15 protein-coding genes are annotated in these 22,411 nt (G+C 58.9%); 9 read left to right on the forward strand and 6 right to left on the reverse strand.

The window, feature by feature from the left end:
• Positions 1-101: 101 nt before the first annotated feature.
• The 6 genes from cobG (at position 102) to ACA061_RS02970 (ending at position 11,910) form a co-directional block, all read left to right on the forward strand.
• Positions 102-1,406, forward strand: a complete 1,305-nt coding sequence (gene cobG / locus ACA061_RS02945; protein ID WP_497300537.1) for a precorrin-3B synthase — start codon at positions 102-104, stop codon at positions 1,404-1,406.
• Positions 1,406-2,032, forward strand: coding sequence for a precorrin-8X methylmutase (locus ACA061_RS02950; RefSeq protein ID WP_210554215.1), 627 nt, complete (start codon positions 1,406-1,408; stop codon positions 2,030-2,032). Before cobG ends, ACA061_RS02950 begins: the two co-directional genes overlap by 1 nt.
• The gene (locus tag ACA061_RS02955) at positions 2,029-2,763 is read left to right on the forward strand and encodes a precorrin-2 C(20)-methyltransferase (protein WP_390896383.1); all 735 of its coding nucleotides are present in this window, start codon (positions 2,029-2,031) and stop codon (positions 2,761-2,763) included. Before ACA061_RS02950 ends, ACA061_RS02955 begins: the two co-directional genes overlap by 4 nt.
• The gene (cobJ, locus tag ACA061_RS02960) at positions 2,763-4,463 is read left to right on the forward strand and encodes a precorrin-3B C(17)-methyltransferase (RefSeq protein WP_497300539.1); all 1,701 of its coding nucleotides are present in this window, start codon (positions 2,763-2,765) and stop codon (positions 4,461-4,463) included. Before ACA061_RS02955 ends, cobJ begins: the two co-directional genes overlap by 1 nt.
• A gap of 307 nt (positions 4,464-4,770) precedes the next feature.
• Positions 4,771-10,803 (forward strand): TcdA/TcdB pore-forming domain-containing protein, encoded by a 6,033-nt coding sequence (locus ACA061_RS02965; RefSeq protein ID WP_497300540.1) that lies wholly within the window; start codon positions 4,771-4,773, stop codon positions 10,801-10,803.
• A gap of 18 nt (positions 10,804-10,821) precedes the next feature.
• Complete coding sequence (locus ACA061_RS02970) at positions 10,822-11,910, forward strand: hypothetical protein (RefSeq protein WP_497300541.1); 1,089 nt, start codon at positions 10,822-10,824, stop codon at positions 11,908-11,910.
• Between the two features lie 112 nt (positions 11,911-12,022).
• Here the strand turns inward: ACA061_RS02970 and ACA061_RS02975 are convergent, their stop codons facing one another.
• Positions 12,023-12,619, reverse strand: a complete 597-nt coding sequence (locus tag ACA061_RS02975) for a MarC family protein (RefSeq protein ID WP_150617957.1) — start codon at positions 12,617-12,619, stop codon at positions 12,023-12,025.
• Positions 12,620-12,847: 228 nt separating this feature from the next.
• On the opposite strand from ACA061_RS02975, the gene ACA061_RS02980 reads away from it, so the two are divergent.
• The 3 genes from ACA061_RS02980 (at position 12,848) to ACA061_RS02990 (ending at position 15,046) form a co-directional block, all read left to right on the forward strand.
• Positions 12,848-13,612 carry a hypothetical protein gene (locus tag ACA061_RS02980; RefSeq protein WP_497300543.1) on the forward strand — a complete coding sequence of 255 codons (765 nt, stop codon included), beginning with the start codon at positions 12,848-12,850 and terminating at the stop codon, positions 13,610-13,612.
• Between the two features lie 94 nt (positions 13,613-13,706).
• Positions 13,707-14,420, forward strand: coding sequence for a hypothetical protein (locus ACA061_RS02985; protein WP_497300545.1), 714 nt, complete (start codon positions 13,707-13,709; stop codon positions 14,418-14,420).
• Positions 14,405-15,046, forward strand: a complete 642-nt coding sequence (locus ACA061_RS02990) for a hypothetical protein (protein ID WP_497300546.1) — start codon at positions 14,405-14,407, stop codon at positions 15,044-15,046. Before ACA061_RS02985 ends, ACA061_RS02990 begins: the two co-directional genes overlap by 16 nt.
• A gap of 5 nt (positions 15,047-15,051) precedes the next feature.
• Here the strand turns inward: ACA061_RS02990 and ACA061_RS02995 are convergent, their stop codons facing one another.
• From ACA061_RS02995 to dusB, 5 genes are all read right to left on the reverse strand, one after another.
• A complete protein-coding gene (locus ACA061_RS02995; protein WP_210701123.1) occupies positions 15,052-17,826 on the reverse strand; it encodes a hybrid sensor histidine kinase/response regulator in 2,775 nt (924 codons plus the stop codon).
• A 99-nt stretch (positions 17,827-17,925) separates the two neighbouring features.
• On the reverse strand, positions 17,926-19,221 hold the full coding sequence (gene purD / locus ACA061_RS03000; RefSeq protein WP_497300547.1) for a phosphoribosylamine--glycine ligase: 1,296 nt from the start codon (positions 19,219-19,221) through the stop codon (positions 17,926-17,928).
• A gap of 162 nt (positions 19,222-19,383) precedes the next feature.
• A complete protein-coding gene (gene purH, locus ACA061_RS03005; protein WP_497300549.1) occupies positions 19,384-20,991 on the reverse strand; it encodes a bifunctional phosphoribosylaminoimidazolecarboxamide formyltransferase/IMP cyclohydrolase in 1,608 nt (535 codons plus the stop codon).
• A gap of 82 nt (positions 20,992-21,073) precedes the next feature.
• Positions 21,074-21,394 (reverse strand): DNA-binding transcriptional regulator Fis, encoded by a 321-nt coding sequence (fis, locus tag ACA061_RS03010; RefSeq protein ID WP_003221275.1) that lies wholly within the window; start codon positions 21,392-21,394, stop codon positions 21,074-21,076.
• Positions 21,391-22,401: a tRNA dihydrouridine synthase DusB gene (dusB, locus tag ACA061_RS03015; RefSeq protein WP_150602564.1), complete on the reverse strand. Its 1,011-nt coding sequence runs from the start codon at positions 22,399-22,401 to the stop codon at positions 21,391-21,393. The genes fis and dusB overlap by 4 nt, the downstream gene beginning before the upstream one ends.
• Positions 22,402-22,411 lie beyond the last annotated feature (10 nt).

Raw genomic sequence — 22,411 nt, forward strand, 5'->3', positions numbered from 1 at the left:
GCAGACTTTTCATGCCGCCGGACAAAGCAGGCATAATACCGCGCCTTCGCCCGCGAAGCGCCTTTCCCACGCAGCCGGTCAGCCCCTTGAACGAACGCCCGATGTCCACCGCCATACGCCCCTCGGCCTGCCCGGGGTTGCTGCGTATCGTCCAGGCATTGGACGGCGGCATCTGCCGGATCAAGCTCAATGGCGGCTCGATCAGCGCCGATCAGGCTGACGCGGTGGCCAATGCCGCCGAACAGTTCGCTGGCGGGGCGATTGAGGCGACCAATCGCGCCAACCTGCAAATCCGTGGCATCGGCCAGCAATCGGCTGCCCTGATCGACAGTTTGCTGGCTGCCGGACTGGGGCCACGCACCGCCGCAGGCGATGATGTGCGCAATCTGATGCTCAGCCCAACCGCCGGGATCGACCGCCAGATGCGTTTCGACACCCGCGCACTCGCCGAGCAGATTCTCCACACGCTGCAGAGCCATCCACGTTTCCACGAGTTGAGCGCCAAGTTCGCCGTGCAACTCGATGGCGGTGAAGCGCTGGCGATGCTCGAACATCCCCACGACCTGTGGTTGTCGGCGTTCGAGCGCGATGGCGAAACGTTGCTGGCGTTTGGTCTGGCCGGGTGCCCGAGCGATCGCGCGGTCGGCGCGGTGAAGCTGGAAAATGGCCATGCGCTGGTGGTCGCGGTGCTGGAATTGTTCCTCGAACTGGCGCGGCCCGAGCAAACGCGGATGCGCCATTTACTCGAAGAACTGCCGATGCTGGCGTTTCTTGAACAGCTCAGAACACGCTTGCCGATCAAAGCGATCAGCAACTGGCAACGTCTGCCAGGCGCGGACGATCTGCACATAGGCGTTCATCCACAAGGCACAGACACTCTCGTCTACGTTGGCGCGGTGCCGCCACTCGGTCGCCTCGACCCGGCCATGCTGCGCGGTGCCGCTCAACTGGCTCGTCAGTTCGGTGACGGCAGCCTGCGTTTCACCCCGTGGCAAAGCCTGCTGCTGCCGAACGTGACGCAGACCGACGCAAACCAGGTGATCGAAGGCCTCAAACAGCTGCACCTGCTGACCGAGGCCGCTGAGCCACTGGCAAGAATGATCGCCTGCACCGGCACCAACGGCTGTGGGAAAGGCCTGGCCGACACCAAAAGCGATGCCCGTCTGTTGGCGACGCTGCTGGCGCAAGCGCAAAGCGTGCACCTGTCCGGTTGCACGCGTTCGTGCGCCGCCGCGCACTGTGCCCCGGCGACCTTGCTGGCCGTCAGTGCCGGTCAATACGACCTCTATTTTCGCGATGCAGCACAGCCGGGTTTCGGCACGCTGCACGCACGCAACCTTACTATTGAAGCGGCCGCGGCACTCCTTATCGATGCTGCCCGAAGCCCGCTCCCGGAGCCCCCTTGATGCTTGATTACATCCGCGACGGTCAGGAGATCTATCGCAACTCCTTCGCGATCATTCGCAGCGAGGCCAATCTGGCGCGCATCCCCGCCGATCTGGAAAAACTCGCGGTGCGGGTGATTCACGCCTGCGGCATGGTCGAAGCCATCGACGGTCTGCAATTCTCTGAAGGCGCAGGCACGGCCGGGCGCGCTGCGCTGGCCGCGGGTGCGCCGATCCTCTGCGATGCGCGAATGGTCTCCGAGGGCGTGACCCGCGCGCGCCTGCCGGCCAACAACCAAGTGATCTGCACCCTGCGCGACGACAGCGTGCCGGAGCTGGCGCGCGAGCTGGGCAACACCCGTTCCGCCGCCGCGCTGGAGCTGTGGCGCCCGCACCTGGAAGGCAGCGTCGTGGTGATCGGCAATGCGCCGACCGCGCTGTTTTATCTGCTGGAAATGCTTGATGCCGGCGCACCGAAACCGGCGCTGATTCTCGGCTTCCCGGTGGGTTTCGTCGGTGCCGCAGAATCGAAAGCGGCGCTGGCCGCCGACAGCCGTGGCGTGCCGTTTGTGATCATGCAAGGTCGGCTCGGCGGCAGCGCCATGGCGGCCGCGGCGGTCAATGCCCTCGCCACGGAGATCGAATGATGCAGGCCAAAGGACGTTTGATTGGCCTGGGCGTCGGCCCCGGTGATCCGGAACTGATCACCGTCAAGGCCTTGCGCCTGCTGCGCGAATCGCCGGTGGTGGCGTACTTCGTCGCCAAGGGCAAAAAGGGCAACGCGTTCGGCATCATCGAAGCGCACCTGCAGGACGCGCAGAATCTGCTGCCGCTGGTGTACCCGGTGACCACCGAAGCGCTGCCGGCGCCGCTCTCGTATGAACAGGTGATCAGTGATTTCTACGATGAAGCCGCCGAGACGATTGCCGCGCATCTGGACGCCGGTCGTGACGTGGCGGTGATCTGTGAAGGCGATCCGTTCTTCTACGGCTCCTACATGTATTTGCATGATCGACTGGCCACCCGCTATGAAGCGCAAGTGGTGCCGGGCGTGTGCTCGATGCTTGGTGGCGCGTCGGTGCTGGGTGCGCCGTTGGTGTACCGCAATCAGAGTCTGTCGGTGCTTTCCGGCGTATTGCCCCATGAAGAACTGAAGCGACGTCTGGCGGATGCCGACGCGGCAGTGATCATGAAACTGGGGCGCAATTTCCACAAAGTGCGTCAGGTGCTGGAAGAACTCGGCCTGGCCGAGCGGGCGCTCTACGTCGAGCGTGCGACCATGGCCAATCAGAAGATCGTGCCGATCGACCAGGTCGAGCCGATGTCGTCGCCGTACTTCTCGCTGATCATCGTGCCTGGCGAACGGTGGCAAGGCTGATGACTGCATCCACTCCCGCGATTGTCATTCTCGGTCAGGGCAGCCTGGCCACCGCCCGGCGCATTCAGCAGGTGTATCCGGCGGCGCAGATTCACGGCCTCGCCGGGCGTGTCGAAGGTGCCGACTGCACGTATCAGGAATTCGGCGCGACCCTGCGCCAGTTGTACCAGCAGGCCACGCCGATCATTGCCCTGTGCGCGGCCGGCATTGTCATCCGCACACTGGCGCCGCTGTTGCTGGAAAAGGGCGCCGAGCCTGCGGTTCTTGCCGTCGCCGAAGACGGCAGCGCCGTGGTGCCGCTGCTCGGTGGCCTCGGCGGGGTGAATGTCATGGCGCGGGAAATCGCTGCGGGGCTGCAAGTCGCGGCGGCGATCACCACCAGCGGCGAACTGCGCTTTGGCACTTGCCTGCTCAACCCTCCAAGCGGTTATGCGCTGGCGGATCTGGAGTCGGGTAAACGCTTTGTCTCCGATCTGCTGGCCGGGCACAGCGTGCGCATTGAAGGCGCGGCGCCGTGGCTGGAACAGGCGCAACTGCTGGAAGATCCGCAGGCGCAGCGTTCGATTCATGTCGGCAGTGCCGAGCGTGCGGCGAGTGCCAATGAGTTGCTGATCTATCCGCGCAGTGTTGCGGTTGCCGTAAGCGCTGAAGCGGCGGATTTGCCGAATGTGATTCGCGCAGCATTGCAGCAGGCGAACGTCGCGGTTCAGGCACTGGCTTGTCTGCTGGCAGCGGATACCGCGATGGCCTCGGCTGACCTGCGCGAAGCAGCACTTGAATTGAATGTGCCGCTACGGTTTGTCTCGGCGCAAAGCGAGATTGGCGCAATGGCGCGAACTGTGCTGCCTGATGCCCGGATCGTTGAGGCGAACGGCCTGGCCATCGCTATCGCCGAACAGCCACTGGACGTCGCGCACATCGGTCGCCCGCGCGGTCGTCTCGCGGTGATCGGCCTCGGCCCCGGCGCTGCCGAACTGATGGTGCCGGCGGTGAAAGCCGAACTGGCTCGCGCCACCGATGTGCTCGGCTATGAAACCTATGTGCGCATGGCCGGCCCGTTTCGCGACGATCAAGTGCAGCATTGCACCGACAACCGCGAAGAAATGCAGCGCGCCCGCCACGCCTTCAGGCTGGCGGCCGAGGGCCGTTCGGTGATTGTGGTTTCGTCCGGCGATCCGGGCGTATTCGCCATGGCGGCGGCGGTGCTCGAAGCGTTGCACGAGTCGGATGATCCGGCGTGGCACCGTGTCGATCTGGAAATTCTCCCGGGCGTTTCTGCGTCCCTCGCCACCGCTGCCCAGGCCGGTGCGCCGCTGGGCCATGACTTCTGTGTGATGTCGCTGTCGGACAACCTCAAACCGTGGTCGATCATCGAGAAGCGTCTCGATCTGGCCGCTGAAGCGGATCTGGCGCTGGCGTTCTACAACCCGATCTCCCGCGCCCGTCCATGGCAACTGGGTCGGGCCCTGGAAATCGTCGCGCAACATCGCACACCGCAAACCCCGGTGGTGCTGGGGCGTGACATCGGCCGGCCGGGGCAGACCCTGCGCACTACGACTCTCGGCGCTTTGACGCCGGATCAGGTGGACATGCGCACCATGGTGTTGATCGGTTCCTCCACAACTTGCACGTTTGCACGCGCCGGCGGAGGGGAATGGGTTTACACGCCTCGTTGGTATGGTGAAAAGCCGATTGGCTGAAAACTCGCCCATTGATCGGCCAGGGAAGTTGTAAGTAACTTCAACTTGGCGTGACATGGAGTTAATCCTTTCGCACTTAAAGTGCGATAACAAAAACAAGGCCGCGACCCATTCGGGTTCGCGGCCTTGTGCGTTTGCAGGTGAAAAAATCAAAGCTGAACGTGTTGCTGGATCATGCGCTTGTGCACTTTGAATGTTGTTCGATGTTTCGCGTGACACCGATTGAGTTTCTTTCTTGTTTGAGTGCGCCCTGTTTAAACAATAGTTTTGTTTGACGTTTTAACTATTGACTCAAGGATAAATGCATATGGGTGCTATGGAAAGTCATGTAAGCAAGGGCGGATTTATTTCGACTGAAGATTTTTCGATACTGCAACTGGCGTTGTTCGAGTTTGCCGCGTCTGCGGAATACGCGGCGCTGACTGCGCATCATGAAGTTGCCAGTAACACCGTTGATCCTGCCGAAAAACTGCTGGCGGTGAAGTTGTTTCAGGAGAAACTGGGATCACTGCTAAAACGCAGTAAACCGTCCGCACCTGTGGCGATCAATCGGATTCAAGGCGGGTTGACCGAATATATTGCGAGACTTTCGGCGACGGTGGAGATCCTTTCCGGAGCGGCAACACCCGTACCGAACATCATGCACTTCGTTTGGGTGGGCGGCAGTGAAGTTGGTGCGATTCAGCGTGATTACATGAATATCTGGCGCGAAGTGCTCAAGCCTGAGCAGTACCGGTTCAATCTCTGGTACGACAGCGACGCTTTGCTTGCTTTTGAAATGAATCGGGTGATTCTCGACAGCGCACGTATTGATGCGATGGAGTCGGGAGGCGCTCTGGCCGGGAAACCCGGCGAACTGGCACGCATGATCGAGGATCGCGCGCGCGTGTTGAAGCACCAGATGTTCGCGTACATCGAACAACCGCAATGGCGTGGCAGGGCGGATGAGGCCCGTATTGACCTGATGGTGCGGGCGTATGGCAAGGATCGCGCGACGCTTGAGGCCTTTCGCCAAAAGTGTCTGGCTTCGCATCAGGCCATGGCGGGATCGGATCTGGATTTGCGCGACGTACGTCAGGCGTTCGCCGGACACTTTTTACAGGATGTCTATCAGCGCGAAGTGGCCATGCGCGGCAACTTTGCGGCGGCCAGTGATGTGGTGCGTTTGCAGGCCGTGCACCTCGAGGGTGGCCGTTACAGTGACATGGATTACTTGCCACCGTTGGCCGACAAATTGGGTGGCGTGGATATCAGTGGTTTCAATGGAGAGCAGCGATTTGCGGTTCTTAAACTTTTACTGGATCACAACGAGGCGTTGATGCCGGGTCGCGATGCGCTTCGTTACGAAGGCATCGGCGGACAAATTCCTGCCCGGCATGTAGAGGCGTTGACCACATTTGCGCGCAGCAAACCGCGCGCTCTGGATATTTTTGTTGCGCCACGGGACAAGGGGGTTTCACGGCAAGCGATTCGCTTGGGGACTGCGCACAGCGATCCTTCAAGGGGGGAAATGAATGCGCATATGTTGGCCCATCCTGGTAGTGGTATGACCCGCTCCATCATGGAAGTCATACGGGTCAACTACGACTGTCTCACCGAAGTCGAACGGCGGATGGATGCAGCAGGCGCGGGATGGGGAGAGAAAGCACGGCTGAATAAAGTCATCGCCGATGTAATGGAAGAAAAAGCCGCACGAGTCATCGCACTGTCGCATGCGGATGAGTTGTATCTGCCCCGGCTGGAACTGGCGATTCTTCAGTATTACTCAGACGGGATTCGTCCCGAATCGCGCGGCACGATTGTATTGAGCGGTCCGAGTGCTGCCAGTGCAGGGCTCGGTAAGTACGCGGCCACACATCTGCAACTTGCTCAATGGCTGGCCGTGCGCGACAAACTGAAGTTGACGCAGGGCTACAACACATATACCGAAGAGGAACTCGTCAGCGGCTGGACGGTAAACGGTACCGAGGAGGACTGGTTAATAAAAGAAGTGGAAAAATGGCAAACCGGCAAACTCAAGTCGCGTTACGCCGGCCAGTTGGCGGACCTGCTGAAAGAACACACGCTGACGTTCAAGCAAGGCTGGCCGGTGATTGAAGGCAAACCGGTGTTGTTGACTTCAGTATTGCAGCAGTTGATGAATGATTTGGGCGAGCCATTCATTCGCGTCATGAAGGAGAAGTTGAGCGGTGATTTCACCTTCGACACAGCCTTCGCCCTTGATTTTGATACCCGTCAACAGATCATCGCGCAACCCGACAGCCAGATCCCGACGTCCCTTGGCGTCGAGTCCACCAGCAACCTGAACGAACTGTTCACCCACGTCGCCCACGGCTCACTCAAACCTGACCACCTGAGCCCGATGCTGCGCGTGATACTGGGCGGTATTTTCGGCGCTACAAGCCTGGACGCCGCCGGGTTCGCCAGTGTTTGGCAGCAAGTATCGGATATCGCCCACGCAACCACGCAAGACGGTCTGTTCGCTCGCTACAACGCCATCGAGAATGCCGTGCGCCAGCGTCAGCCAGCGGTCAACGAAACCGCCCCGGCGCCGGGTGGCCAGCCTGACAGCCACACTTCGCGCGAGCTCAAGGTGTTTGCCCTGACCGAACCGTTGACGCTCAACAGCTGGCGTGAGCGCGTTGAGCAGATCAACCGCACCGCGCGACGTGAATATCACGCGCAAATCCTCAAGCGCGGCGGGCAGGTGCGTGATCTGTTTTTCAAGGCAGGTGCCATTTCCAGCCGGCAGATGCCGCAGGATTTACTGATGAACACTGCAGGCGATCCGGGTCGGCGCTGCTATCCGCTGGCGCTGCTGACTGCGTCGGCACTGGCACAGGGCGAGTCGGCCGAGCGTGCACTGATCGGGCGTGTGGCCAACGCCGGCAAGACACCGGATGACGCTGATTCACGGGCCTTGCTGCTGGCACTGGATGAGCTGCATCAAACGCCCATCACCGAGCATGGAAGCGCGCGCGGCCTGCTCGGGCTGGAGGGTATCGTGCAGATGCTGCAAGCGAAAACGGCGCCCGCCGTGATGCTGCTCGATACCGGCAATCATGCGCTGTTGGTGGCCAAAGTCATGCAGGGCGATACGCCGGTCTTGCGCTTTTATGACCCCAACTTTGCGATTTTCAGTTTCGCCGCAGCGCCAGAACTGACCTTGGGTATGGCGCTCTACTTGAGCGCCGGAAAGAGCGCGATGGCCAGGCTTTACGGTCTGGACGACATCGCCAAAGCACAATTCAACGTAATCGAATTGGATACCACGAAGATAGCCAGCACCGTGCTTTCTTCCAATCTGCGGCTCGACAGCTTTCTGCAAAGTGAGGCGATTGCCGATGCTCAAGGTGTTTCAATCTGGGAAAAATATTCAGTAGAGCGCACCCGCTCGGTGAATGAAAACGCTCGAATGGGCGCTGGTCTGGCGCAGCTGGACGCTCGCTACTGGACGCAGGAGTTTGCCCAGGCCACCGACCTTTTGCGCGCCGAGCATAAACTGGGACCTGAATACCTGCCGTTGCTGGACACCGTCGAAAAAACGCCGGATGCGGGTTACTCGCTGACCATGGCCGACGCACGCCACCCGCAGAACAGCCTCAAGGTCTCGACCACCGACGCGCGGTTCAGCAAGATCAAACAACACCTTCAGCGTCTGGTGAAAACCCTGGCCGGTGAGGCCACCCATGCGGGGGAAGCCGACGGCGGGAGTCGCTTGAGTTTCGCCTTCGCGATTCAGACGCTGATCACTGAAATGCGCCAACGTGATTACCAGGACGGCGAAGGACAGATGCCGGCATTGGCGATTGCCCTTCAGGTTCAGGTGTATGTGAACTATGCACAACTGGGTTTTGGTGTGGTCAGCGACGCGGTGCAGATTGCCCGGCTGGTGCAACAGGTGTCTGCCGCTGAACAGGCACTGCGACAGGCCCCTGTATCGGGACGGTTGGTCGGTCGTGCTGCCACTGGCGTCGGCTTTGTATTCTCCCTCGCCAATATCGGCTTCGACATTTACAACCTGTCGATTGCCGAAAACCATGAACAGCGTTCGCGGTTTTCCACATCGCTGGCGTTCAACGTCGCAGCGCTGGGGCTGGATATCGTCGCGCTGGCCGCGGGCGGCGTCGTTGGCGGAGCAGCGGCTATTCTCTCTGTCCCCTTGCTCGGTATCGGCATCGGCGTGACGGCCATCGCCAGCAATCTGGGGCAGATCCGGGACAAGGCTACCGCCGTCGGCAATCATCTGCGCGATATCCAGAATGCCTACACTCCCGGCGCCTATACGCTCGAAAACGGGGTTCTGCAGTTCCCGGCCGAGGCGGTCATCACAGGCCTTGATCTGCAAGATAATCAAGTCCGGTTCAACAGCCAGAGTTTTTACCCATGGGTGGGCGGCCCTCTGGAGTTGCCGCATTACACCGCTGCCGCAAAGCATATGCACCGCGCCATCAACATTCGTGAGGCATTGGAGCTGCCCGAAGTCATGACGCTCGACAAGGGCCGAGCCAGCGATCGCCATACGGTCGTGCTGCCGTGTACGCCTGTCTGCTTTTACGGATACGAGTATCAACTGGGGGGCACGGGGCACAAGTACGTGCCCAAGCCAGGAGAGGTGGTTGCGCCGCGTGCCGCGAGTGAGGCCCCCGGGCCACAGTGGTATTCATACCTTTCGCCTCTTGCTGTGGCCATTGAAGCGATTGCCGACAGCTACAACGATGGCATCTATACCCGCTATCCTCAATTACGCAACAGTGCGGCTTACAAGTTGGAGTATGACAAACAAGGTAACCAACGGTTTTACCTGTACAGCACTCCATCGCTAAAACACATCCTCTACAAACTTATCCCGACCCATAAACCGACGAACATAGAAGTGCAACTGGATGAGCATGTCCGTCAGTTGGTAGTCCCGCAGTTGCCGAAGGAATGGAAACAGTGCATTTCTTACGAGATCGTCAGCCGTTCTCCCGGCATCCGTCAGCTCTGGCTGACGCCGGGGCTCGTTGCGGTTTCCCTGCGCAATTACGCAGCGACGCAGTGGATACTTCATGCAGCGTGGGCTGCCGAAAAAAGCATTCGCTTTAACGGCGTGACGCTTAACGTCGACGGAATTCCCATTGAAGGTCATGTGGACTTCATCGAACTGGCCAACGGTGAATTGTTCCGCCTCGACTGGAAAACCGCGCGGTTGGTGCTGGTATCAATCACGCTGCAGCATCCGGTTATGCTGGCCACCTTGTCGACATGGAACATTACGGCTGGCAGAGAAACTTCGCAGGCAGAGGTGAAGGAGCGGATTCGAAGGCTGGTAGCAGAGCAACGCGTCGCCACCGCTTATGTGCCGTTGTACAAGTTCAAGGTGCCGCTGAACGAGGCTAATCAACCGGTGTTCGTCACCGCTTACTATGACGTGGCGAACGCCCAGACGTTCTATGCGCGCAACCTGCCCGAGGCAGTCAATGACGGCGTGATGCTGGCGGCAGTCGACACAAGGCACGCCTGGTTCTATCACCCCGAGCATGCAACGGTCTGGCGCGTCGACGCGATCACCGGCACCGTCAACCGTCGCTATCGGCTGATGAATCCCGCCAGTGGCTCAAGGATTGTCGGTTGTGAACAGACTGCCGGCGGCATTCGGGTGCGGCAAACGATGCTTGAAGTTGTCAGCGGCGTGGAGACCGGTTTTGAATACATTCTGACTGAGTCCGCGACAGTGCTTGAGTGCATCGACACTTCGGCTGCCTGGGGCGATTACACGCCGCGCCGGTCGGTGAATTACTGGCGTTCATTGGTTGATCGCTTCAAAACGCCGCGTGACTACTCCGATAGCCTCTCCGGCATGGCGCCGAGTGTGGCCATTTGGGGACCTGCCCAATTTGTGCAGATACGCAGTCATGTCCAGCAAGCGGTTCGAGATCTGGGCTGGATTCGTCTGGCCGATGGTCTGTATTTCCATTTAAGCCGCGCCAGTGGCCTCGATCTGGATACGGTGATGCTGGTCTGGGATGAAGGTCTGGGCGATCTCCCGCTGTTCTACAGTAAAAGCGCCGGGCTACTGCAACGTGGTGCAGAGACGGATGCCGCGCAAGTCATCGCCAGTGACGTCATCGATGTCAGCAAATTCGGCCAGCGTTACATCGCCACTCGAGAAGACGGCCTGTTGTTCGAGGTCGACAAGCAAGGTGTGATGAATTTTGTCGGTGTCGGGAAGCACTGGTTGCGCAAGCATACGGATTGGCTCGCCGCTTTACCGGCACTTGCTGAAACGTGGAAAGCTGCGCCGTTTTCGATCATTGGGCCTGGCGATGTCAGCAGCGAACATTCACTGGCGATGTGATGTATCGACGGCAAGGTCTTGCTGGCCAATATCACGGGTGCCAGGGAGTTGGATCTGGTTGGACTGACGCCTGACAAACAGGCCGCGTGGCTGCTGGATGGCTGGGGGCGACTCTATCGCCAGCCCCTGATGCAGATGGAAGGTTTGCGCCGGGTGTTTGCCGATGGCAGTCGTCTGTTGCATCCAGAGCATTTGCCACGCGCGGAAAAAGTCTGGTCGCAATGGTCATTTGCCCAAGTGCTGATGGACGGCGAAGGCCTGCTCGGACAATCCCACGAAGGTGTCAACCTGGAGCTGTTCGATCATCAGCCTGCACGTATTGTCAGTTTCGAAAACACATGGTCGGACACAGCCGGGCAACATCCCGAGCAGTTGCAGGAGCGCTTGCGAGCACTTTTGAGCAGGGAGAACCATGCGCCCCTCCTGCCAATCAAAGCGCATCAGGAGCGCTACACCTATTACGTGCCGAAACTGGATCGGCTGTTCGAAGTTGGCGGCCGCGCGGATGGGCAGTGGGCTGAGTTGCTGGGTACTCTCGGTGAGTCGGTGGCACTGCTGTTCGATCCCGTGGACGGCTTGATCTTCAGTCGTGGAGCGGCGACGAACATCTGGCTGCCGGACAGTTACGCACACCGCGACGGTGAGGTGCTGTCGCTTGACGCGAGTGGTGAGGTCAACGATCTCGTGGCGATGCTGCCGGACGGGGTCACCACGTTGGTTCTGGCTTTCGGTGCGTTTACGTCGAGCTACCGAATCTCGGATGAAGCGTGGCAGCGGCTGGACTGCATCGTTGTCGATAGCCGCCGACCGTCCGCTACGCAAGTCGCCGGCGAGGGCACGCTGGTTCTGGACCTGGCCAACAATGAACGCTTGGTGATGTCGCAGGTTGATGGGCAACTGGTGTTCAGCGATCCGGACAATGCGCACAGTCTGATCGTGCGCGCGGCTGAACCGCAGGAGGGGGAAACAGGGATGACAGTGCAAATCAACATTATTGTTGCCGACCACCTGTACACGCTCGCGACTCAGCAGTGGCTGAGCGCTTTGGCCAAAGCGCGGGGTGATAAAGGGTTTGCCACACTCGACGCGGTTGTTGAAAACGTTTGATTTGAATTCGGCAGGGCCGGTGAGCGCCGGTTAACCCTGAGCGACAGCAAAACGCCGCGAACGATACCGTTCGCGGCGTTTTACCGGGTGGTTATTACCGGCGAGCCTGTACTCAAGGCACCAGATAACCCTTGATCCCGGTAAAGATGATCTGCGCCGCCAGTGCGCACACGAACAAGCCCATCAAACGACTGACAATCTGCAGACCCTGATCGCCGAGAATCCGCTCGATGCGGTTCGACAGGTACAGCACCACGCCGACGGTGAAGCTGGCCAGCGCGATACTTGTGATCGCGGTGAGTTTGTCGTCCCAGTGTGGCTGGCTGACGCCCATCACCAACAAGGCGCCGATGGTGCCGGGGCCGACAGTCAGTGGAATGGTCAACGGCACGATGGTCACATCCTGCTGCACATTGTCGGTTTGCACCACCGACTTGCCCTGTGCCATGCCCAGCGCCGATATGAACAACACGCTGCCGGCGCCGATCCGGAAGGCATCCACAGTGATGCCAAACACGTCGAAAATCACTCGCCCGAACAAATACAGCAGAACGCTGGAAACCAGGGTGGCAATCGCCACTTTCCACGCCAGTCGGCGTTGCTCCTTGCGCGAATAACCACGGGTCAGGCTGATAAAGCAGGACAACACGAAGAACGGGCTGTAGAGCACCAGCATCTTCAGGTAAACGCTGAATAACACGTGGAGCATGATCTTGGCTCACGGCAGGAGAATGTGGGGATGGAGTCTATCAGTCGTTCAAGTTTTTGTCGGTAACGTCTTTTTAATATGTTTGGAGTTGCTGTTCGTTTGGTTGTTGGTTGTTGTTTTGTTTGTTGATTATGTTACATCTTTAGGTTGGTATGTTTTTGTTTGGCTGGTTATGGTTGTTCTCACAAGTTCATGAGAGCTTGTTTGAGTAACGATAAGGAATTCGTGATGAGTAACCAAGTGATGCAGCCAACGTTTGTTGATAGGTGTTTGAAAGAAATACAACAATATGATGTCAGTGAGATGCCCGCTATTCGGAGTCGAAGTTTTGCCTCGGGTATTACCGCGGGAGATGCTGTTGTAGTACCGGATAAAGGCTCTGTCGTTGGTGAGGGTATTCTGTCTTTTACGGGTAACCTCAGTGATGTAAATCGAACCGACGCACAAAATGCCTTTCTTTTCGCAAGCCTGGCGGCGAACAAACGGTATCCGCGGGAAGACCAAGGTCAAGAATGGTATCTTCTCTTCCGTAACGTTATGGAAGCCGCGGGCTGGACGTCTATCAGAAAATATTACAATGATCTTGAAGTAGGCGGCACCAGTGTTCGAATGGACAAACTGGTACTGGAGATTCTGGGTTCAGTTCTCTCGGGTGTAGCATTGCCCGGTCCGACTAGTGCATTGATGTTGAAAGTGGCAACCGATGCAATTGCAGCCCTGAGCAAGCGTGAGACCGCCTTGACGCTGTATGAACGAAACCTTCTGAATAACGGCGTGGGTGGTATTTCGACCGGAGCCTGTACCGAAGTAAATGGTGTGCCCTTAATGGCTGTCGGTGCAGTTCGTTTCCTGCGCAGGAATACGTCGGACAAAGTGCTGTTCGTCGATGTGGATGTTCGCAACGTGAAAATGTATCGTGGCGAAACCGTGTTTGAAAAAACACTGATACAGCCAATGCAACTCGCGACTATATACGCACTAAGTTGGGTCTGAATGCGCTTTCTAAAATCGAAGAGTTCGAGATTTAATCAGTGTTGGAAGGGCGGTCGGAGTCGGCTGCCCTTTTTTATATTCAGGAGGGGTGGACATGGTCGATGAATATTTGACGATGGTGGTGGGAAATTCCATTGTACTTGTGCCTGAAGTTGATGGTGCGGCGGCTTACGATGATCTGATCAATTCGATATTGCTTGCACAACTGGTGGCTAATAAAAAGATTGAAAAAACTCCTGAGGTAATCTGGTATGACGCCTGTATGGAAGTTCTCGATGCCTATTGGTTACGACAAAAAAAGTCGAATCAGACATGGGAGTTCAGTTACAACGCAGAAGGACTCGTGCCCGATGTGTTTACCGCCATGTTGACTTACGGCGCGTTGGGTGACGCCCATACAACCGCCGCGGTTCTGGCGCGAGTTGCAAGGTTGCCAGACAAAGAGCCGGCACTCCAACTGCTGCGCAGTCACATGCAACCATTGGTTGAGCCCAAGCCGACCGCAGTTCCAGAGCCGTTGATGGATGTACGTTTACTGGTGATAGTCGCGAAATCCCCCAACTCGATTACCAGCGCGTATGTCGAGTTCAAAACTCGACAGGCACTGAGCCCCAATCCATTCCAACAGTCGTATCAAGCTGATGATCTGCACGGTTTGGTTCACGTGCATCACGCGTGTGCAAACCTTATTGAACAGCTTTACAGCCCTGTGCGTGCCGCGACTGCCTTGAAAGTCAGGGACAGACTTGCGCGCAATGTTGCAACGTTGCCTCTGCCAACGGAGGTGGAATCATGTCGGCTGCGATGACACCGCAGGCAGCGGTGGTGGGCGGTAGCGTCGTGGCATTTGCCGGTAGCCTGCCGGCGTCACATCGAGAAGACATCTTCATGAGCACCGCCTATGCACAAATGACTACGCGTGCGGCAATTGAGGATGGTCTTTCGGCTGACTGGTTCGAGTACTACTGCAAGGTACTCAAGTTTATCGGTTGGGATGTGCCGAAACCGCAAACCTTGACGCCATTGCGCAACAGCTTGATGGCCGGCCAGGCGACGCAACGGATTTCAACCATCATGGGCGAGGAGTTTTCCGAGCCAATGCGTCGTGCGCTGGTGGCAATGGAGCGCAATACATTGGCGCTCAAGCTGTTCGAGTCTACGAGCATTCGTGGCAATGCCGGTTTCTTTCAGATAATTCCCTGCGTCATGAGCGGCCTGAACAAGGTGCAGATGGGCATCTATAATCGTCAGTTCAGGATCAAGCGACAGATCTCAGGATTTCTGTTCGGCGAGGACGAGACGCTGATCCATGACAGCGTCGAACAGATCGCCGCCATCACGTTCAACACCCTTTATTACGCCCAGTTTCGGGAAAAGGTAAAAAAGTCGGTAATAAGCGGCTCGCTCAATTATCTGAGCAGTCTGGAGATCTGAGCGATTCAGAAGGTCGACGCCGTACGATTGTGCTGATCACGTTGGGCCACCCAATGCTCAATCAACTCGCGCAATTGCGACAGCTCGACCGGTTTGGACATGTGCCCGTCCATTCCGGCCTGGCGTGCGCGCTCCTTGTGCTCGGCTAAAATGTGCGCGGTCAGCGCGACGATCGGCGTGCGGATGCGTTGGTTGCTGACTTCCCACGCGCGCAATTGCTGAGTTGCGGAGAAGCCGTCGAGGATGGGCATCTCGCAGTCCATCAACACCAGATCGTACCGTTGGGCTTTCATCGCTTGCAGCGCTTCTTCGCCGTTGCTGGCGGTGTCGGGTTGCAGGTTGAGCTTGCCGAGCATGCCGCGAATCACTTTGGTTGAAATCGTATTGTCTTCGGCAACGAGGATGCGGAAGTCGCTCGGTACTTTGGCCACCGTGGCCGCGCTCACCACTTGCGGCTGGAACACCACCTGGCCTTTGTTGCGCTGGTTGAGTTCGTCCGCCAGGGTGGTCTTGAGCGTATAGCCGGCCACGGGTTTGGCCAGAATCCGTTTGATCCCCGAGTTGCGCGCGATGATCTTGCTCGGCGCGTTGCTGATGCCGGTGAGCATGATCAACAGGATGTCGTGGTTCAGGCTTGGGTCTTCCTTGATCTTGGCTGCCAGTTGCATGCCGGTCATGCCGGGCATGTTCTGATCGAGCAGCACTACATCGAAGTAGTCGCGCAGGTGCGCCTTGGTGCGCAGCAGCGCCAGTGCTTCCTTGCCCGACGGCACGGCGCTGACGTTCAGGCCCCAGGCGCTGCATTGCTGCACCAGCACCTTGCGACAAGTGTCGTTGTCATCGACCACCAGCACCCGCGCGCCTTGCAGCGGGCTGTCGAGGTCGGAGGTCGGGTGTTCAAGGCGATCCGGGTCCAGCGGCAGCGTCAGCCACAAGGTGCTGCCCTGATTGGTGCCGCTCTTGATGCCGAATTCACCCTGCATCAACCGGATCAGTTGCCGTGCGATCACCAGACCCAGATTGCCTCCCAGACGATTGGCCGAAAGGAAATGCTTGCTGTGCAGCTCGGCGTGCATCAGCGCGTCACGCTCTTCCTGCTCCATCGGCTGGCCGCTGTCCTGCACGGCGATGCGCAGGCGTGGTTTGCTGCTGCGCTCATCGAGGGCGACGACGATCAGCACTTCGCCTTCGTCGGTTTTCTTCAGGGCGTTTTCCAGCAGGCTCAGCAGGGTCTGGCGCAGACGGGTCGGGTCACCGCTGATCACCCGCGGCACTTGCGGCTGAATAAAGCTGATCAGTTCGACGTTCTGCTGTTCGGCCTTGGCGCGGTAGATGCTCAGACAATCGTCGATCAAGGCGTTGAGATCGAACTGCACGTCGTCCAGTTCGATCTGCCCGGATTCGAGTTTGGAGATGTCGAGGATCTCGTTGATCAATGTCAGCAGTTCGTTGCCGGCGCTGTGGATGGTCTGCACGTAATCGCGCTGTTTGACCGACAACGGCGTGCCGAGCAGCAACTCGGTCATGCCCAGCACGCCGTTCATCGGCGTGCGGATCTCGTGGCTGATCTTGGCGAGGAATTCGGCCTTGGCGTTGATCTCGGCATTGCTTGCGGCGAGGTCGCGACTGATGCTGAAGCGGCTTTCGGTGATGCTGCGTTGACGCTCGCCCAGCGCAATGCTCATCAACAGTCCGCTGATGCAGATAAACACCATCAACGTCATGATCAGGCCTTGCGGCGCGACCAAGGTCAGGCCCAGCAATGCCGGAAGAATGATCAGCGTACCGATGTTGAACACCACCATGGCGGCCACGAACAACCGCGCCGGGCGGTAGCCCTTCTGCCAGTGATAGGACGCGACAAACAACATGCTCAGGCCGGCGAGTGCTACCAGCGCGTAAGTGATGATGTTCAGTGGCAAGGTGTTGACGAACAACAGCAACAAGCTACAAGTCACGATGAACAGAATGTCGCCCAGCAACAGTTTGTTCAGCGGATGCGGGCCCAGCGGGGCGAAGAAGCGCAGGGCAAACATCAGACCGGCCGGCGCGGTCAGCAGCAACGCGAGATAAGCCCCTGGCGTCTGGATCGCATGCCAGTTCGGCAGCCAGGGGCCGGCGAGGTTGAGCAACAGCAACAGGCTGAGCCCCAACAGGCCCTCGCAGACCGCGAGCCACAGGCTGCTGCGTGAACGGGAGTAGGCGTAACGCACGAGATTGTGCAGCAACAGCATTGCGAGGCAGCCGAACAACAGGCCGAAGATCAGTGTCTGGTTCTGGTCGGCTGCGCTCATGACCGCCGATTGCAGGGTGATGTGCGGGCGCAACTGATGGTCGGAAACCAGCCGCACGTAGACGTCGAGAGGCTTGCCACTTTGCGGCAGGGGCAGCATGAAGTCGCTGCTCGGTAGCGGCCGTTCAGCCTGAGGCTGGTCGGTGCCGGTGTTGCGTTGCTCGATCAACTGGTCGCCGTCGAGCACGTACAGATTGAGGTGTGAAAGGTCCGGGGCGAAGATCCGCAGCACTTGTTCGTGCTTGCCGGGCGCGAGCCTGAAACGCAGCCACAATGCTCCTTCGGGCTGGGCCGCGGTGAGGCGGTCAAGGTCGATGGGGCTGAATTGATTGGTGTAACGGGCTGAGCGAATGTCGCTCAGTTGCAGATTGCCCTGATCGTCGAGCAATACCGACCAGCCACTGCCTTGCGAGGCCTGGGCCGGGAGCATGCAGAGCAAGGTCAGCAACGTGACGGTGAAGCTTATGGCAATCCTGAGCCAGCGCACGGCGAAATCCCTTCTTAGGTTGATGCCAGAGTATAACGACGCGCGGCGGCGGAACAGCCCGGTGAGGAGCGGTACTCCTCACCGGACTTCATGGACAGCTTATTCCTGGGTTTCGCCACGTTCACGGGCAATGGCGCGGTAGCCAATGTCCTTGCGGTAGAAGCTGCCTTCCCAGTCGATCGCGGCCGCCAGCTTGTAGGCTTGCTGTTGGGCTTCACTGACGCTGGCGCCCATTGCGGTGGCGCAGAGTACGCGACCACCGGCGGTCACGACCTGGCCATCTTTCAGTGCGGTGCCGGCGTGGAAGACTTTGCCTTCCAGGCTTGCCGCAGCGTCCAGACCGTTGATCGCCGCGCCTTTGGCGTAGTCGCCCGGGTAGCCGCCAGCGGCCAGCACGATGCCAACGCTCGGACGTGGATCCCACTGCGCTTCGATCTTGTCCAGCGCTTGCGCCAGAGCGGCTTCAACCAGCAGCACCAGGCTCGACTGCAAACGCAGCATCACCGGTTGGGTTTCCGGATCACCGAAACGGCAGTTGAACTCGATGACTTTCGGGTTGCCGGCCTTGTCGATCATCAGACCGGCGTACAGGAAGCCAGTGTAGACGTTGCCTTCATCGGCCATGCCGCGCACGGTCGGCCAGATCACCAGGTCCATCACGCGCTTGTGCACGTCGGCGGTGATTACCGGGGCAGGGGAGTAAGCACCCATGCCGCCGGTGTTCGGGCCGCTGTCGCCGTCGCCGACGCGTTTGTGGTCCTGACTGGTGGCCATCGGCAGGACGTTCTTGCCGTCGACCATGACGATGAACGAAGCTTCTTCGCCGTCGAGGAATTCTTCGATGACCACACGCGAACCGGCATCGCCGAAAGCATTGCCGGCAAGCATGTCGCGCACGGCGTCTTCGGCTTCAGCCAGGGTCATGGCAACGATCACGCCTTTACCGGCGGCCAGGCCATCGGCCTTGATCACGATCGGTGCGCCTTTTTCACGCAGATAAGCCAGGGCTGGCTCGATCTCGGTGAAATTCTGGTAGTCGGCGGTCGGGATCTTGTGGCGCGCCAGGAAGTCCTTGGTGAACGCTTTCGAGCCTTCCAGCTGCGCAGCGCCTGCGGTCGGACCGAAGCAGTCCAGGCCACGGGAGCGGAACAGGTCGACAACGCCAGCGACCAGCGGCACTTCCGGGCCGACGATGGTCAGGGAAACGTTTTTCTCGGCGAAATCGGCGAGTTGCTCAAGGGCCAGCACGTCAATGGCGACGTTCTCGCACTTGGCTTCAATCGCCGTGCCGGCGTTGCCCGGGGCAACGAAAACCTTCTGCACGCGCGGATCCTGAGCCACTTTCCAGGCCAGAGCGTGTTCACGGCCACCGCTGCCAATGATCAAAACATTCATTTCAAAAACCTCAAATTCTGTAAAGCGCTGCAAAACCTCTGTGTGCAAACCCTGTAGGAGCTGCCGGAGGCTGCGATCTTTTGATCTTGATCTCAAAAACAAGATCAAAAGATCGCAGCCTCCGGCAGCTCCTACAAAGCTTCTGCACAGAGGGAGCGTGTATCAGTGACGGAAGTGGCGCATGCCGGTGAACACCATCGCGATGCCAGCTTCATCAGCGGCGGCAATCACTTCAGCGTCACGCATCGAGCCACCTGGCTGGATCACCGCAGTGATGCCGACCTTGGCGGCATTGTCCAGACCGTCGCGGAACGGGAAGAACGCGTCCGATGCCATCACCGAACCGGCTACTTGCAGACCCGCGTGTTCAGCCTTGATCGCAGCGATACGTGCGGAGTTTACGCGGCTCATCTGGCCAGCGCCGACACCGATGGTCTGACGGTTCTTGGCGTAGACGATCGCGTTGGATTTGACGTACTTGGCCACTTTCCAGGCGAAGATCAGGTCGTTGATTTCCTGTTCGGTCGGTGCACGCTTGGTCACGACTTTCAGGTCTTCGCTGCCGATCATGCCGATGTCGCGGCTTTGTACCAGCAGGCCGCCGTTGACGCGCTTGTAGTCCCACGCGGCAGCGCGGTCAGCCGACCACTCGCCGCAGGCCAGCAGACGCACGTTGGCTTTGGCGGCAACGATGGCGCGGGCTTCTTCGCTCACGGAAGGGGCGATGATCACTTCAACGAACTGACGCTCGACGATCGCCTTGGCGGTCTCGGCATCCAGTTCACGGTTGAAGGCAATGATGCCGCCGAACGCCGATTCGGTGTCGGTGGCGTAAGCCAGTTCGTAGGCCTGACGGATGCCGCCTTCGGCGTCCGGGCTCACCGCCACGCCGCACGGGTTGGCGTGCTTGACGATCACGCAGGCTGGCTTGACGAAGCTCTTCACACATTCCAGCGCAGCGTCGGTGTCGGCCACGTTGTTGTACGACAGCTCTTTGCCTTGCAGTTGGGTCGCGGTAGCGATGCCGACTTCGGCAGGTTTGGCTTCCACATAGAACGCCGCGCTCTGGTGCGGGTTCTCGCCGTAGCGCATTTCCTGAGCCTTGATGAACTGGCTGTTGAAGGTGCGCGGGAATTCGCTACGACCGGAGGTCGAGAGGGTTTCAGCGGCCTGATTCACGGTGCCCATATAGTTGGCGATCATGCCGTCGTAGGCCGCAGTGTGTTCGAACGCCTTGAGCATCAGGTCGAAACGCTGAGCGTAGGTCAGGCCACCGGACTTGAGGTTTTCGAGGACGTTGGCGTAATCGCTGGCGTTGACCACGATCGCGACGTCTTTATGGTTTTTTGCTGCCGAACGGACCATGGTCGGACCGCCGATGTCGATGTTCTCGATGGCGGTCGGCAGGTCGCAACCTGGCTTGTTGATGGTCGCTTCGAACGGATACAGGTTGACCGCTACCAGATCGATCGGCTTGATGCCGTGTTCGTTCATGATAGCGTCGTCGATACCGCGACGACCGAGGATGCCACCGTGGATTTTCGGGTGCAGGGTCTTCACCCGACCGTCCATCATCTCTGCGAAACCGGTGTAATCCGCGACTTCCACTGCGGCAACGCCGTTGTCGCGCAGCAGCTTGAACGTTCCGCCGGTGGAGAGGATCTCGACGCCCAGGGCTTCAAGCTCCTTGGCGAATTCGAGGATCCCGGTCTTGTCGGAAACGCTGATCAAGGCGCGGCGGATCGGCAGGCGGGTAGTCTGGTCGGTCATCTCAATTTCCATCAAAAGCAAAGGAAGTCAGCAAAAAAGGCGACCGGTTTTACGCGGGCGCCTTTCTGGTTTGATTGAATGCTTACAGCAGATCGTACTGCTTGAGTTTCTTGCGCAGCGTGCCTCGGTTGAGTCCGAGCAGCTCGCTGGCCTTGGTCTGGTTGCCCTTGACGTAGTTCATCACGCTTTCGAGCAGGGGAGCCTCGACTTCGGAGAGCACCAGGTTGTACACATCCGTGACGGACGCGCCCTCAAGGTGGGCGAAATAATTGTGCAGCGCCTTCTCGACACTCCCGCGAAGGGTCTGACCTTCTTCGCTTGGTGTATTGAGGTGCTGTTTCAAATTCACGTTGTCGCTCACGGGTGCTGTTCCACTCACTAAAGTCTCGGTCATCATCGTCATGCGGCCACCCCTTCTTCGTCCCCTGTCAGGCTCTTGTAATGCTCGGCGAAGAACTCCCGAACATTGGCGCATTGTGTTTCCGTACCATCCAAACGATTGAAGTGGGCGCGAAACTCCTTGGCGCCCGGCAAGGTTGCGAGATACCAGCCCACATGCTTTCGAGCAATACGCACGCCCATCACATCCCCATAGAAAGCGTGAAGTGCGGCCAGATGCTCTAGCAGAATGTGTTCCACCTCGATCAGCTCCGGTGCCGGCAATTTCTCGCCAGTGCGCAGGAAATGATCGATCTCGCGAAAAATCCATGGCCGCCCTTGGGCGGCTCGGCCTACCAACAGGCCATCGGCACCGGTCGCATCGAGCACGTAACGGGCCTTTTCCGGCGAATCGATATCGCCATTGGCAAACACCGGGATCGACACGGCCTGCTTGATCGCGGCAATCGTGTCGTACTCGGCTTCACCTTTATAAAGATCGGCGCGAGTGCGGCCATGCACTGCCAGCGCGGTGATCCCGGCCTGCTCGGCGATCTTCGCCACGGTCAGACCGTTCTTGTTGTCGCGATCCCAGCCAGTGCGGATCTTCAGGGTGACCGGCACATCAACTGCCGCCACGACGGCCTGCAGGATCTCGGTCACCAATGCTTCATCTTTCAACAACGCGGAGCCGGCGGCCTTGTTGCAGACCTTCTTTGCCGGGCAACCCATGTTGATATCAATAATCTGTGCGCCCAGTTCGACGTTGGCGCGGGCCGCATTTGCCAGCATCTGTGCATCACCACCGGCAATCTGTACCGAGCGTGGCTCGGGATCGCCTTCGTGGATCATGCGCATGCGCGACTTGCGGGTGTTCCACAGGCTCATGTCACTGGTGACCATTTCCGAGACCACAAGCCCTGCGCCCAAACGCTTGCAAAGCTGACGAAAGGGCTGGTCGGTGACCCCCGCCATCGGGGCGAGAATCAAGCCGTTCTGTAATGTATATGGGCCGATGCGTACCGCCGACATAGGACTTCCC

This window comes from Pseudomonas sp. LBUM1668 (assembly GCF_059695715.1).